This is a genomic window from Paraburkholderia sp. UCT2 (assembly GCF_014397665.1).
GTDB lineage: Bacteria > Pseudomonadota > Gammaproteobacteria > Burkholderiales > Burkholderiaceae > Paraburkholderia > Paraburkholderia tuberum.
On sequence record NZ_VZQO01000013.1, the window covers coordinates 1 to 15121 of the forward strand.

11 protein-coding genes are annotated in these 15121 nt (G+C 64.8%); 7 read left to right on the forward strand and 4 right to left on the reverse strand.

The features are described 5' to 3' along the window. The first annotated feature begins 266 nt into the window (after positions 1-266). Both F6X39_RS12900 and galU read left to right on the forward strand, forming a co-directional pair. Positions 267-3146, forward strand: coding sequence for a valine--tRNA ligase (locus tag F6X39_RS12900; protein WP_187616887.1), 2880 nt, complete (start codon positions 267-269; stop codon positions 3144-3146). A gap of 62 nt (positions 3147-3208) precedes the next feature. Further along, positions 3209-4090, forward strand: coding sequence for a UTP--glucose-1-phosphate uridylyltransferase GalU (gene galU / locus F6X39_RS12905; RefSeq protein WP_090801031.1), 882 nt, complete (start codon positions 3209-3211; stop codon positions 4088-4090). Positions 4091-4189: 99 nt separating this feature from the next. On the opposite strand, the gene F6X39_RS12910 is transcribed toward galU, so the two are convergent. The 4 genes from F6X39_RS12910 to F6X39_RS12925 form a co-directional block, all read right to left on the reverse strand. Further along, positions 4190-4417, reverse strand: coding sequence for a sulfurtransferase TusA family protein (locus tag F6X39_RS12910; RefSeq protein ID WP_026225937.1), 228 nt, complete (start codon positions 4415-4417; stop codon positions 4190-4192). Between the two features lie 136 nt (positions 4418-4553). Continuing rightward, positions 4554-5612 carry a Gfo/Idh/MocA family oxidoreductase gene (locus F6X39_RS12915; protein WP_187616888.1) on the reverse strand — a complete coding sequence of 353 codons (1059 nt, stop codon included), beginning with the start codon at positions 5610-5612 and terminating at the stop codon, positions 4554-4556. Next, a complete protein-coding gene (iolG, locus tag F6X39_RS12920) occupies positions 5612-6628 on the reverse strand; it encodes an inositol 2-dehydrogenase (protein ID WP_187616889.1) in 1017 nt (338 codons plus the stop codon). Before iolG ends, F6X39_RS12915 begins: the two co-directional genes overlap by 1 nt. Next, on the reverse strand, positions 6621-7505 hold the full coding sequence (locus F6X39_RS12925) for a MurR/RpiR family transcriptional regulator (RefSeq protein ID WP_187616890.1): 885 nt from the start codon (positions 7503-7505) through the stop codon (positions 6621-6623). The genes iolG and F6X39_RS12925 overlap by 8 nt, the downstream gene beginning before the upstream one ends. Positions 7506-7781: 276 nt before the next feature. On the opposite strand from F6X39_RS12925, the gene F6X39_RS12930 reads away from it, so the two are divergent. The 5 genes from F6X39_RS12930 (at position 7782) to iolD (ending at position 15102) form a co-directional block, all read left to right on the forward strand. Next, positions 7782-8828: a sugar ABC transporter substrate-binding protein gene (locus F6X39_RS12930; RefSeq protein WP_187616891.1), complete on the forward strand. Its 1047-nt coding sequence runs from the start codon at positions 7782-7784 to the stop codon at positions 8826-8828. Positions 8829-9004: 176 nt separating this feature from the next. Then, positions 9005-10195, forward strand: coding sequence for an ABC transporter permease (locus F6X39_RS12935; protein ID WP_187616892.1), 1191 nt, complete (start codon positions 9005-9007; stop codon positions 10193-10195). A 13-nt stretch (positions 10196-10208) separates the two neighbouring features. Further along, a complete protein-coding gene (locus F6X39_RS12940) occupies positions 10209-11015 on the forward strand; it encodes an ATP-binding cassette domain-containing protein (protein WP_187616893.1) in 807 nt (268 codons plus the stop codon). A gap of 86 nt (positions 11016-11101) precedes the next feature. Next, on the forward strand, positions 11102-13126 hold the full coding sequence (gene iolC / locus F6X39_RS12945) for a bifunctional 5-dehydro-2-deoxygluconokinase/5-dehydro-2-deoxyphosphogluconate aldolase (RefSeq protein ID WP_187616894.1): 2025 nt from the start codon (positions 11102-11104) through the stop codon (positions 13124-13126). After that, entirely contained in the window at positions 13123-15102 is a 1980-nt protein-coding gene (gene iolD, locus F6X39_RS12950; protein ID WP_187616895.1) for a 3D-(3,5/4)-trihydroxycyclohexane-1,2-dione acylhydrolase (decyclizing), read from the forward strand. The genes iolC and iolD overlap by 4 nt, the downstream gene beginning before the upstream one ends. The last annotated feature ends 19 nt before the right edge of the window (positions 15103-15121 follow it).

Sequence of the window (15121 nt, forward strand, 5' to 3'; positions counted from 1 at the left end):
ACTCCTTCCAAGCCAGGGGACCCGCTTAAGAGTTGGCGGTTTGAGCTGTCTTCTTTGCCTACTTTCTTTGCAGCAGCAAAGAAAGTAGGTGCCGCCCCGCACAGGGGCAACGCTAATAGACCGATAACAAAGCAAGGAAAGGCCAACCAAGCCAGAACAACGAAAAAAGCATAACCCCTGTCCACACCGGCCGCCGGCCGGCAAAAAACCTCGTCCAGCTATAATCAACCCTTCCCCGCCTCCAAAATCCTGCCTTTAACAGAAACATGAGCGACACCCCGAGCGACCCGACCTCGACGCTTGCAAAAAGCTTCGAACCCCACACCATCGAAGCCCACTGGGGCCCTGAATGGGAAAAGCGCGCCTACGCCGCGCCCTCCTTCGACGCGAACCGCAAGGATTTCTCGATCCAGCTGCCGCCGCCGAACGTCACGGGCACGCTGCACATGGGCCACGCGTTCAACCAGACCATCATGGACGGCCTGACCCGCTATCACCGCATGCTCGGCGAGAACACGCTGTGGGTGCCGGGCACCGACCACGCGGGCATCGCCACGCAGATCGTCGTCGAACGCCAGCTCGACGCGCAGGGCGTGTCGCGCCACGACCTCGGCCGCGAGAAGTTCGTCGAGCGCGTGTGGGAGTGGAAGCAGCAATCCGGCTCCACGATCACGAATCAGGTGCGTCGTCTCGGTGCATCGATCGACTGGTCGCGCGAATACTTCACGATGGACGACAAGACGTCGGCCACCGTGCGCGACGTGTTCGTGCGTCTGTATGAACAGGGCCTGATCTATCGCGGCAAGCGCCTCGTGAACTGGGACCCGGTGCTGCTCACCGCCGTATCCGACCTCGAAGTGGTCAGCGAAGAAGAAAACGGCCACCTGTGGCACATCCACTATCCGTTGACCGACGGCTCGGGCCATCTGACCGTCGCCACCACCCGTCCGGAAACCATGCTCGGCGACACCGCCGTGATGGTCCACCCGGAAGACGAACGCTACGCCCACCTGATCGGCAAGACCATCACGCTGCCGCTGTCGAACCGCGAAGTGCCGATCATCGCCGACGATTACGTCGACCGCGAATTCGGCACAGGCGTCGTCAAGGTCACGCCCGCGCATGATTTCAACGATTATCAGGTCGGCCTGCGCCACAAGCTGCCGCAAATCGAAATCCTCACGCTCGACGCGAAGATCAACGACAACGCGCCCGAAAAATACCGCGGCCTCGACCGTTTCGAAGCCCGCAAGCTGGTGGTCGCCGATCTCGAGGCGCTCGGTGCGCTCGAATCGGTCAAGCCGCACAAGCTGATGGTGCCGCGCGGCGACCGCACCGGCGTCGTGATCGAGCCGATGCTGACCGACCAGTGGTTCGTCGCGATGAGCAAGCCGGCGCCCGAAGGCACGTTCTATCCGGGCAAGTCGATCACCGAAACCGCGCTCGACGTCGTGCGCAACGGCCAGATCAAATTCGTGCCGGAAAACTGGACCACCACGTACTACCAGTGGCTCGAAAACATCCAGGACTGGTGCATCTCGCGTCAGCTGTGGTGGGGTCATCAGATTCCGGCGTGGTACGGCGAGAACGGCGAAGTGTTCGTCGCCAGGACCGAAGAGGACGCGCGCGCAAAGGCCGCCGCGGCCGGCTACACGGGGGCGTTGAAGCGCGACGAAGACGTGCTCGACACGTGGTTCTCGTCCGCTCTGGTGCCGTTCTCGTCGCTCGGCTGGCCGAACGAAACCGAAGAGCTCAAGCACTTCATGCCGTCGTCGGTGCTCGTCACCGGCTTCGACATCATCTTCTTCTGGGTCGCGCGCATGGTCATGATGACCACGCACTTCACGGGCAAGGTGCCGTTCGAAACGGTCTATATGCACGGTCTGGTGCGCGACGCCGAAGGCCAGAAGATGTCGAAGAGCAAGGGCAACACGCTCGACCCGATCGACATCGTCGATGGCATCGACCTCGACGCGCTCGTCGCGAAGCGCACCACCGGCCTGATGAATCCGAAGCTGGCCGCGTCGATCGAGAAGAAGACCCGCAAGGAGTTTCCGGACGGCATTGCGGCGTTCGGCACCGACGCGCTGCGCTTCACGATGGCGTCGATGGCCACGCTCGGCCGCAACGTCAATTTCGACCTCGCGCGCTGCGAAGGCTATCGCAACTTCTGCAACAAGCTGTGGAACGCCACGCGCTTCGTGCTGATGAACTGCGAAGGCCACGACTGCGGTTTCGGCCAGCCGGCGCAATGTGGCGAATGCGGGCCAGAAGGCAATCTGCATTTCTCGCAGGCCGACCGCTGGATCGTGTCGCAACTGCAGCGCGTGGAAGCGGAAGTCGTCAAGGGTTTTTCCGACTATCGTTTTGACAATGTGGCCAACGCCATATACAAGTTCGTATGGGACGAATATTGTGACTGGTACGTCGAACTCGCCAAAGTGCAGATCCAGACGGGGCAGCCGAACCAGCAGCGTGCCACGCGGCGGACGCTTTTGCGTGTGCTCGAAACGGTGCTGCGCCTCGCGCATCCGGTGATCCCGTTCATCACCGAAGCGCTGTGGCAGAAAGTGGCGCCGCTCGCGGGACGCTACCCGGAAGGCAAGGCCGAGGGCGAGGCGTCCATCATGGTGCAGCAGTACCCGGTCGCGGAGCCGTCGAAGCTCGATGAAGACGCCGAGCGGTGGGCGACCGATCTCAAAGCGGTGATCGATGCATGCCGTAATCTGCGCGGTGAAATGAACCTGTCGCCGGCGGTGAAGGTGCCGTTGCTCGCCACCGGCAATGCGGAGCGTCTTCGTACTTTCGCGCCTTACGCTCAGGCACTTGCGCGTCTGTCCGAGGTGCAGATCATCGCCGACGAGGCCGCGCTCGACGCCCAGGCGGATGGCGCGCCTATTGCTATCGTAGGAACGGACAAGCTCGTGTTGAAGGTCGAAATCGACGCAGCGGTCGAACGCGAACGCCTGTCGAAAGAGATCACGCGGTTGAGCGCCGAAATCGTCAAGTGCAACGGTAAGCTACAGAATCAGGCCTTCGTTGCGAAGGCGCCGGCGGCGGTCGTGGAACAGGAGCAGAAGCGGCTGGCCGATTTCGAAGCCACGGTCGGCAAGCTGAAAGCCCAACTGGCCCGCTTGCCGGCCTGACCGACGCGCCCGCCCCCCTCAACGGCGGGCAAGGATTTAACCAGAGGACTCAGGGTATTCACATGCTAAAAGTTACGAAGGCGGTCTTTCCGGTAGCCGGTCTTGGCACCCGCTTCCTCCCCGCCACGAAGGCTAGCCCGAAGGAGATGCTGCCGATCGTCGACAAGCCGCTGATTCAGTACGCGGTCGAAGAGGCGATGGCGGCCGGCATCACCGAAATGATCTTCGTCACGGGCCGCAGCAAGCGCGCGATCGAAGACCATTTCGACAAGTCCTATGAGATCGAGGCCGAACTCGAGGCGCGCGGCAAGGACAAGCTGCTCGAACTCGTGCGCAGCATCAAGCCGAGCCACGTCGACTGCTTCTACGTGCGCCAGGCCGAGGCGCTGGGCCTCGGCCACGCCGTGCTGTGCGCCGAGAAGCTGGTCGGCGACAACCCTTTCGCCGTGATTCTCGCGGACGACCTGTTGTACGGCACGCCGCCCGTGATGACGCAGATGATCGAGGTGTTCGATCACTATCACAGCTCGGTGATCGGCGTCGAAGAGATCCCGCCGCAAGATACAAAATCGTACGGCATCGTCGACGGCAAGGAATGGGAAGACTCGATCATCAAGATGTCGGGCATCGTCGAAAAGCCGGAGCCGGGCGTGGCGCCGTCGAACCTCGGCGTGGTGGGCCGTTATGTGCTGAAGCCGCGCATCTTCGATCACCTGCGCTCCATCAAGCCGGGCGCGGGCGGTGAATTGCAACTGACGGACGCGATCCAGTCGCTGCTCGCCGACGAACAGGTGCTCGCGTACAAGTATCACGGCACACGTTTCGACTGCGGCAGCAAGCTGGGCTACCTGAAGGCGACCGTCGAGTTCGCCCTGCGTCACCCGGAAGTAGCCGCCGATTTCGAAGAATATCTGCGTACCCGCTCGCCGGTTCTCGAAGGCTGACGTCGAAAGTCCGGCTGAAACGAAGAAGGCGCTGTACCCCGAATAATGGGGACAGCGCCTTCTTTTTTACATCGGACCGACAGTTTTACCGAATGCAGCTCATCGACGCCGCATCAGAAACGTAAACACCTTGTCATGCGCCGAGCTTTCGACGATCTCGTTGCCGGTCTGCTTCGCGAACGCGGCGAAATCGCGCTGCGAGCCGGGATCGGTGGCGAGCACCTTGAGAATCTGGCCGCTTTCCATGTCGGCGAGCGCCTTTTTGGCGCGCAGGATGGGCAGCGGGCACATGAGCCCGCGCGCATCGACTTCCTTGTGAATCTGAATTTGCATCGACGATGACCTTCGGGACGGGGCGTCGCTGACGACGCCGGACAGAGGGTCAAATTCTACAGCAGGCGGAGCGGCGGCGCCGGGCATCGCCACGACGCCCATTTCCACGCGCGAGCCGTGCCGCGCGCCGTTACAGCGTCACCGCCTCACCGCGTTGCAGCGACTCGCGCAGCGCCACGCCGATACGCGTCGCTTCGAGCGCATCGGCGAGCGTCGCGCCACTCTGTGCCGCATCGCCCTTCCCCGGCCCTTGTTGCACCGATGCGACGAACGCGCGTGCCTCGTGCAGAAACGCGTCCTCGAACCGGTCGAAAAAGTTCGGCGTGCACTCGTTGCGAATGCCGGTCGCGTCGTAGATCTCGACGCGGTTCGCGCGCGGATTGCGGCCGATCGTCAGCGCGCCCGCCGTGCCGATCACTTCGCTATGCGTATCGTTGCCGTGCGCCTGGGTGCGCGACGCGTAGAACATCGCGAGCTTGCCGCCCTCGAATTCGCAGATCGCGACACCGTTGTCGACGTCGCCGAATTCGCGCAGACCCTCGTGCAGCGCGACCGTGCCCGCCGCGAACACGCGCGTCGCGCGCGGCTTGCCGAGCAGCCAGCGGGCGACGTCGATGTCGTGCACCGTGCAGTCGAGAAAGATGCCGCCCGAGGTCGCCGCGAAGCGCACGAAGAAACCGTCGTCGTCGTTTTTATCGGTGGTTTGCGAGCGCACGAGGAACGGCCGGCCGATCTGGCCGGCGGCGATTTTATCGAACGCGTCGCGGTAGCTCGGATCGAAGCGGCGCATGAAGCCGATCGTCGCCTGCAGGTGCGGATAGCGCGCCGCTTCGGCCAGCACGCGCTCGCATTCGGCGACATCGAGCGACAGCGGCTTTTCGCAGAACACATGCTTGCCGGCGCGCAATGCGTCGACGATCTGCTGCGCGTGCAGCGACGACGGCGTGACGAGCCATACCGCGTCGACGTGCGGATCAACGAGCAGGTCCGCGTAATCGGTGTAGAGACGCGGCTCATGCAGCGACCCATGCATCGCATCACGCGCCCATGCGAGTTCATCTTCGAGCGGACTGCACGCGGCCGTGAGCGTCGCGCCCGGCACGCGATACGCGAGATTCTCCGCATGCCGCTTGCCGAGCCGCCCAAGGCCGACCACGCCAAGCCGCAAGCGCTCCGTGGCGGGCTTCATCACGCTGCCTCGCCGAGTTTGACCGCGCGGCCCTCGCGCCACGACCGCGTCGCGGCTTCCGCGAGTTCGAGCGCTTTCAGGCCATCCGCGACGGTCGTGCGCACCGGCTTGCCATGCGTGACCGCGTCGAAGAAATGCGCGATTTCGAGCGCGTAGGCCGCGCGATAGCGTTCGAGAAAAAACGCCTCGGGCACGTCGGTCGATACTTCCGTCTTCGAGTACGCGGTGACTTCGGTGGGCCGAACGTTGCCTGCTTGCAGCATGCCGGTGCTGCCGAGCACTTCGAAGCGCTGGTCGTAGCCGTAGGCAGCGCGCCGCGCGGTGTTGATCTGGCACAGCCGCCCGCGCTTCGTGCGGATCGTCACCGCGGTCGAATCGATGTCGCCCGCGTCGGCGATCGCGGGGTCGGTGAGGCAACTGCCGGTGGCGTGCAGCGTGTCGGCTTCGTCGTCGAGAATCCAGCGACAGATGTCGAAGTCGTGAATCAGCATGTCCTTGAAGATGCCGCCCGAGTGCCGGATGTACTCGAGCGGCGGCGCGCCCGGATCGCGGCTCGTGACGACGAGCATTTCCGGCGTGCCGATCTCGCCCGCGTCGAGACGCGTTTTCAACGCGGAAAACGTCGGATCGAAGCGCCGCTGAAAACCGATCATGCACACGACACCGGCGCGCTCCACCGCTTCTGCGCACATCCGCGCGCGCTCCAACGTGAGATCGACCGGCTTCTCGCAGAACACGTGCTTGTTCTGCGCGGCCGATTTGACGATCAGGTCCGCGTGCGTGTCGGTGCTCGAACAGATCACGGTCGCGCCGATCGATGCATCGCCGATCGCGCCGTCGCTATCCGCAACCTGCGCGCCATGCTGCGCGGCGAGCGCGGCGGCCGCCTCGCGATTCACGTCGACCACGTATTTGAGCCGCACGCCGGGCTGCCGCGCGAGATTCGCCGCATGGATCTTGCCGATGCGCCCCGCGCCGAATACGGCGACGTCGATCGTGTTTACCGCGTCAGTCATCGTAGCCTCCAGTGTCGTTGGATTCTTCAACGTTCAGTTCGAGCTTGTACGCGAGCGCGATGAAGAGCGCCTGGCACAGGCAGATCGTGCTGGTCAGCGAGCGGAACGCGAACGCGCTGCCCTCTTTCACGTACAGCTGCGTGCTGGCGTAGCGTGCGAGCGGCGATAGTTGGCTATCCGTAATGACGAGCGTCTTCGCCTGATGATGATGCGCGACGCGCAGACAGTACTGCGTCTCCTTGCCGTACGGCGCGAAGCTGATCGCAATCACCACGTCGCCCTTCCTCACACTGCGGATCTGCTCGCGATACATGCCGCCGAAGCCAGACACCAGATGCACGCGCTTGTGCGTGTGCTGCAACGCATAGACGATGTAGCTCGCGACCGGAAACGAGCGCCGCACCCCGATCACGTAGATGTTGTCGGCCTGCTGCAGCATCTTCACGGCGGCGTCGAACTGCTTGTCGTCGAGGCCCGCTTCGAGTTCTTCGAGGCCGCCGCGCGACGCGGCGATGAACTCGCGCGCGACCGCGCCGCCCGACAAGGTGCCGGGCTTCTCGTCGATCAGCTTGCGGATGCGCTGCTGATAGCTCGACGACGACACGCCCTGCCCCGTATACGCCTGACGAAACACCGCCTGCAGATCCGAAAACCCGGAAAAGCCGAAACGCTGCGCAAAGCGCACGACCGCCGACGGATGCACGCCGCAGCTCGCGGCGATATCGCTCGTGCGATCCATCATCACGCTCGCGCGATGCTGCTCGATGTACGTCGCGACGCTTTTCAACTGCCGCGGCAGCGACTCGTAGGTATCCGCGATGCGCTGCATCAATTCGTCGACGCTCGGCACCGCTTCTTCGGTGATCTGTTCCGCCATGACAGCCTCTCGGGGTTTCCTGCAATGCGGCAGACGCGCCCGCGGCCCGCCGCAACGTGCATCCGACGTTGCCGAGTATAGGCGGCCGCCCCGTCAAATGGAACGTATTTTCCATTTTTATTTCTTATGAAATTTTCTTTGCAAGGCTTCGGAAGATGACCTACTCTTGGTCGTGAGCGATGGCGCATCGGCCTCGTTGTGTGGGTCATCGGAATGGAAAGCCGCCCGCCAGTCGCTCCCTCAATAACGAACGACAGACCGAGAAAGGTGGAGACAATGAGACTTTGCAGAGGCAAGGCAACGCTCAGGATTCTGGTGACGGCGTTGACGTTGGCGACGGGATTCGGCGCGGCCCCGGCCGCCCGCGCGGCGGACGCCCACTTCGTGCTGATCAGCCACGCGCCGGATTCGGATTCGTGGTGGAACACGATCAAGAACGCGATCAAGCAGGCCGACGAGGACTTCAACGTTCAGACCGACTACCGCAACCCGCCGAACGGCGACATCGCCGACATGGCGCGTCTCGTCGAACAGGCGGCCGCGCGCAACTACGACGGCGTGATCGTGTCGATCGCCGACTTCGACGTGCTGAAGAGCTCGATCGCGAAGGTCACCGAGAAGCACATTCCGCTCGTCACGATCAATTCGGGCACCGAGGAGCAAAGCGCGAAGCTCGGCGCGATCATGCACGTCGGCCAGCCCGAGTTCGCGGCCGGCAAAGCCGCCGGAGAAAAGGCCAAGGCCGCCGGCATCAAGTCGTTCCTGTGCGTGAACCACTACGCGACGAACCCGGCTTCGTTCGAACGCTGCCGCGGTTTCGCCGAAGCGATCGGCGCCAACTTCAAAACCTCGACGCTCGACACGGGCCAGGACCCGACCGGCGTGCAGTCGAAGGTCAGCGCGTTCCTGCGCAATCATCCGGATACCCAGGCGGTGCTGACGCTCGGTCCGCTGTCGGCCGATCCGACGCTGAAGGCGCTGCAGCAGATGGGCCTCGCCGGCAAGATCTGGTTCGCGACGTTCGACTTCGACAGCGACATCGCGAAGGGCATCCAGGACGGCACGATCCAGTTCGCGATCGACCAGCAACCGTACTTGCAGGGCTATATCCCGGTTGCCGTACTCGCGATCGTGAAGAAGGACCACACCACCGATCCGGCCAAAATCCGCGAGATCCTGCAGGCGAATCCGAAGTTCAAGGAGCGTCTTGCCACTTATGGGCTCACGCCGTCCTACGGGCCGCGCAATATCGGCTCGGGCCCGGGCTTCATCACGAAGGCCAACGTCGACAAGGTGCTGAAGTACGCCGGCCAGTACCGCTGAACGCACGGCAACGCATCGCATCGCGCGCCTGAGCCGCCGCGCCGGCGGCAAGGTTGAAAAGACAGTGACCGGCGGGACGCATGGCGTCTTGCCGGCGCCCGCCCGCTCAGCGGATTCGCAAACGCCCACGGCATTGCGCCGACCCGCCGGTCGCGGGCGTATCAAGGAGAGCTTCAATGGGTGTCGCCGACCTGTTTCATCCCCATCACCGCAAGCAACCGCCGCCTGATCCGCAGGACCCGGCGAAGTCTGCTGCGACGACCGCCTCGCAATCCGCTGCCGTCGACGAACGCGTGCGCGAGGAATCCTGGTTCCGCCATCTGCTCGGCCGACCGGAATTCGCAGCGCTCGCCGGCACCGTGATGGTGTTCATCGTGTTCGGCGTGGCGGCCGGCAACTCGGGGATGTTCAACCTCGACGGCGTGATGAACTGGTCGCAGGTCGCCGCCTATCTCGGTCTGATCTCGGTCGGCGCGTGCCTGCTGATGATCGCCGGCGAGTTCGATCTGTCGATCGGTTCGATGATCGGCTTTGCCGGCATGATGGTCGCGCTGCCGACCATGTACTTCCACTGGCCGATCTGGCTGGCGATCGTGTTCGCGTTCGTCGGCTCGATGCTGCTCGGCGCGCTCAACGGCTATCTGGTGATCCGCACGCGCCTGCCGTCGTTCATCGTCACGCTCGCGTTCCTGTTCATACTGCGCGGTCTCACGCTCGCGCTATCGGTGATGTTCGCCGATCGCACCATCATTTCCGGTGTCGGCGACGTCGCGCGTCAGGACTGGTTCGCGCACACGCTCTTCCAGGGCGTCGCGTTCAGAGGCCTGTTCGTATGGCTCGGCCACCTCGGCCTCGTGAAGCTGCTCGACAACGGCACGCCGCTCGTGCCGGGCATTCCCAAGGTGCTGCTGTGGTGGCTCGTGCTCGCCGTGGTCTGCGCGTTCACGCTCGCCAAGACACGCTTCGGCAACTGGATTTTCGCGGTCGGCGGCGATGCCAACGCGGCCAAGAACGTCGGCGTGCCGGTGCGTCGCGTGAAGATTTCGCTGTTCGTGCTGACCGCGTTCTGCTCGGCCCTGTATGCAGTACTTCAGGTGTGCGACATCGGTTCGGCCGCGGCCGACCGCGGTTTGCAGGCGGAGTTCGAAGCGATCATCGCCGCGGTGATCGGCGGCACGCTGCTGACAGGCGGCTACGGCTCGGTGATCGGCGCATGCTTCGGTGCGCTGATCTTCGGCGTCGTGCAGATCGGCATCACGTACACCAACGTCGATTCCGACTGGTTCCGCGTGTTCCTCGGCGTGATGTTGCTGTTCGCCGTGCTGTTCAACCACTACGTGCGCGGCCGCGTCGCGGCATCGCGCTAGACGGAGGTTCACGATGAGCACCCCCGAACAGAACACCGACGACATCATTTTGTCGCTGGAAAACGTCAGCCGTTATTTCGGCAACATCATCGCGCTGAACGACATCACGCTGCGCCTCATACGCGGCGAAGTGCATTGCCTGCTCGGCGACAACGGCGCCGGCAAGTCGACGCTGATCAAGACGCTCGCGGGCGTGTATCAGCCGAGCAAAGGCACCTACCGGGTGGACGGCAAACCGGTGCACTTCACGTCGCCGAAAGACGCGCTCGATCTCGGTATCGCAACCGTCTACCAGGATCTCGCGCTGGTGCCGCTGCTATCGGTCGCGCGCAATTTTTTCATGGGCCGCGAGCCGCAGAAAAAGCTGTTCGGCATTCTGAACGTGATGGACCTCGAAACCTGCGCAACCACCGCGCGCGACAAGCTCGCCGAAATGGGCATCAACGTGCGCGACCCGCATCAGCCGATCGGCACGATGTCGGGCGGCGAGCGTCAATGTCTGGCGATTGCGCGTGCGATCCACTTCGGCGCGCGCGTGCTGATTCTCGACGAACCGACCGCCGCGCTCGGCGTCAAGCAGAGCTTCAACGTGCTGAAGCTGATCCACAAGGCGCGCGCCAAAGGCATCTCGGTGATCTTCATCACGCACAACGTGCACCACGCGTATCCGATCGGCGATTCGTTCACGCTGCTCAATCGCGGCCGCTCGCTCGGCACGTTCACCAAACAGACGATCAGCAAGAACGAAGTGCTCGACATGATGGCCGGCGGCGCCGAGATGCAGAAGTTGATCGGCGAACTCGAAGGCGCGACGATCTGACCGATTCGCGCGGCACGGCCAGCCTCGGCGCGTTTCGCCCGGCTGGCCGACGCGCACCCACCGCGCACTGCTACTCAGGACTATTCATGGCTCACTCCAGCACCTCCAGCGGTAACGCAGCGGACAGCCGGTTCGCGCCGGGGCGCGCCCGCGACATCGTGTGCCTCGGCCGGCTGGCCGTCGATCTGTACGCGCAGCAGGTCGGCGCACGGCTCGAAGACGTGTCGAGCTTCGCGAAGTATCTCGGCGGCTCGTCGGCGAACATCGCGTTCGGCTGCGCGCGGCTCGGGCTTGCCGCGGCCATGCTGGCACGCGTCGGCAACGATCACATGGGGCGCTTCCTGACGGAGACGCTCACGAAGGAAGGCTGCGACGTGAGTCGCGTGCGCATCGATCACGATCGGCTGACCGCGCTCGTGCTGCTCGGTCTGAAGGACCGTGACACCTTTCCGCTGATCTTCTACCGCGAGAACTGCGCGGACATGGCGGTCGACGAGGCCGACTTCGACGAGGCGTTCATCGCGTCGTCGAAAGCCCTGCTGATCACCGGCACGCATTTCTCGACCGAGCAGGTCAATCGCACGAGCCGTCGCGCGCTCGACTACGCGCGCCGCAACGACGTGCGCACCGTGCTCGACATCGACTACCGCCCGGTGCTGTGGGGACTCACGGGCAAGGCCGACGGCGAGACGCGTTTCGTCGCGAGCGAAGGCGTCAGCGCGCATTTGCAGCGGATTCTGCCGCTGTTCGATCTGGTGATCGGCACCGAGGAAGAGTTTCGCATCGCCGGCGGCAAGACCGACCTCGCCGACGCGCTCGCGATGGTGCGCGCGGTGACGCCGGCCACGCTCGTGCTGAAACGCGGGCCGCTCGGCTGTCAGATCATCGACGGCGAGGTGCCTGCGTCGCTCGACGATGCGCCGGTTCATGGCGGCGTCGAAGTCGACGTGCTGAACGTGCTCGGCGCGGGCGACGCGTTCGCTTCCGGCTTCCTGTCCGGCTGGCTGCGCGATCAGTCGCTCGTCGCCTGCGCGCGCGCCGCGAACGCGAGCGGCGCGCTGGTCGTATCGCGGCACGGCTGCGCCCCGGCGATGCCGACATCGGCCGAACTCGACTACTTCCTGCGCGAAGCGCAGGCCGATCCGCAACGCATGCGCCGCCCCGATCGCGATGCGAAGCTCGCAAGACTGCATCGCGTGTCGCCGGCACGCAAGGCGTGGCCCGAAGTGCTCGGCTTCGCGTTCGATCATCGCAACCCGTTCTTCGAACTCGCGCAGCAGACCGGTGCCGACGAAGCGCGCATTGCCCGGTTGAAGGGCTTGTTCGTCGAAGCGGTCGCGCAAACCGAACGTGCATTGAACCTGCAGGGACGCATCGGCGTACTGATCGACGACCGCTATGGTCAGGACGCGCTGAATGCCGCGACCGGTCGCGGCTGGTGGATCGGCCGCCCGGTCGAACTGCCCGGCTCCGTGCCGCTCGTGTTCGATCATGGTCGTTCGATCGGCACCACGTTGATCGCGTGGCCGCAGGAGCACGTCGTCAAATGCCTCGTGCAGTTTCATCCCGACGAGCCGATCGAGCAGCGGCTCGAACAGGAAGCGCAACTGCGTGCGCTGTACGACGCGACGCAGGCAAGCGGCCACGAATTGCTGCTCGAAGTGATTCCACCGAAGCAGGCGTCGCTGCCGCAGGGGCCGGATATCGTGTATCGCGCGTTAAAGCGCATCTACAACCTCGGCATCTACCCCGAGTGGTGGAAGCTCGAACCGATGGACGCCGCGCAATGGCAGGCCATCGACGCGCTGATCGCCGAGCGCGATCCGTATTGCCGCGGCGTCGTGCTGCTCGGTTTGTCGGCGGCGGTCGAGCAGTTGAGCGAAGGCTTTCGCGCGGCCGCGCAAGCGGCGACGTGCCGCGGCTTCACGGTCGGCCGCACGATCTTTCACGAACCGAGTCATGCGTGGCTCGCCGGTGAAATCGGCGACGACGAACTGATCGCGCGCGTGCGCCTCACGTTCGAAACGCTGATCGCCGCATGGCGCGGTGCGCGCGGCGAACCGGCGGCGCATGGCACACCTCATCACGCTCATCAGGAGCAGGCCGCATGAACGAGCGCATCATGGATGACGACACCCCATCCGCCAGCGGCGCGACGCAAGCGCACGCGCCTGCGCGCACCGGCGGCACGATTCGCCTGACGATGGCGCAGGCGCTCGTGCGCTATCTGGCCGCGCAACGCGTCGCCAGCGAAGACGGCACCAACGTCGAACCGCTGTTCGGCGGCGTGTTCGCGATTTTCGGTCACGGCAACGTCGCGGGCATCGGCGAGGCGCTGTATCAGCATCGCGACGTGCTGCCGACCTTGCGCGCGCACAACGAGCAGGCGATGGCGCACAGTGCGATCGCCTACGCGAAGGCGCACTTTCGCCGCCGCATGATGGCCGTGACGACGTCGATCGGCCCAGGCGCCACCAATCTGCTGACCGCGGCCGCGCTCGCGCACGTGAACCGTTTGCCGGTGCTGCTGTTGCCCGGCGACATCTTCGTGTCGCGCGCGCCCGATCCGGTCTTGCAGCAGGTCGAGGATTTCAACGATGGCGGCGTGTCCGCGAATGACGCGTTCAAGCCGCTGTCGCGCTACTTCGACCGCATCGTGCATCCTGCGCAATTGCTGAGCGCGCTGCCGCGCGCGATCCGCGTGCTCACCGATGCCGCGTTGTGCGGCCCCGTCACGCTGGCGCTGCCGCAGGACGTGCAGGCGCAGGCGTGGGACTTCCCGGAGGACTTTTTCACGCCGCATGTCGTGCGCTTTCATGCACCCGCGCCGCGTAGCGACGAGATCGACGCCGCGTGCGCGCGCTTGCGGCACGCGAAGCGTCCGCTGATCGTCGCGGGCGGCGGCGTGCTGTACAGCCGCGCGGCCGATGCGCTGCACCGCTTCGCGAGCGCACATGGCGTGCCGGTCGCGGAAACGCAGGCCGGCAAAAGCTCGCTCGCGTGGAACGATCCGCTGAATGCCGGCGCGCTCGGGGTGACCGGCTCAGCGGCTGCCAACGCGCTTGCGCATGACGCCGACTGCGTGCTCGCGCTCGGCACGCGGCTGCAAGACTTCACGACCGGCTCGAACACGCTGTTCACGCAAGCCGACGTGATCGCGATCAACGCGAACGGATTCGACGCGCTCAAGCATCGCGGCTTCGTCGTCGAAGCCGATGTGAAACTCGCGCTCGATGCGCTAACGGGGCCGCTGCATGGCTGGCACGCCGAGCGCAGCTGGACCGCGCGCGCGCACAAGCTCGCGGCGAGCTGGCGCGACACCGTGCAAACGCTCACCCATGCGCCCCAACGCGACGCGGTACTGCCCTATGAGGGCGACGTGATCGGCGCGGTGCAGCGTTCGAGCGCGCACTCGCCGACCGACGACATCGTCGTCTGCGCGGCCGGCACGCTGCCCGCCGATCTTCACAAGCTATGGCGCGCGGGCCGGCCCGGCGCGTTTCACGTCGAATACGGCTATTCGTGCATGGGCTACGAGATCGCGGGCGGCCTCGGCGTCAAGCTCGCGCGGCCCGAGCGCGAGGTGATCGTGATTCTCGGCGACGGCAGCTATCTGATGATGAACAGCGAGATCGCGAGCTCGGTGATGCTCGGCGCGAAGCTAATCGTCGTCGTGCTCGACAATCGCGGCTTCGGCTGCATCAATCGACTGCAACAGGCTTGCGGTGGCGCACCGTTCAACAATCTGCTCGACGATTGCGTGCACGCACCGGAAGGCGCGCCGCGCATCGACTTCGCCGCGCATGCGCGCGCGCTCGGCGCGCAAGCCGAGCATGCGCGCAATCTCGCCGAGCTCGAAGCGGCACTTCAACGCGCGCGCGCGGCGCGAGGCACGTACGTGATCAGCATCGACACCGACCCGGCTCGAACCACCGAAGACGGTGGCTGGTGGTGGGAAGTCGCGGTGCCCGAAGTGTCGACGCGCACCGAGGTGCGCGAGGCCCGCGCGAAGTACGACGCGCAGCTCGCCGCGCGCGCGGCGCCGCCCGCGACGCCTGCGCCGTCACAGGGCGCCGATCACGACTGAGAACCATGAGGACTCCGGC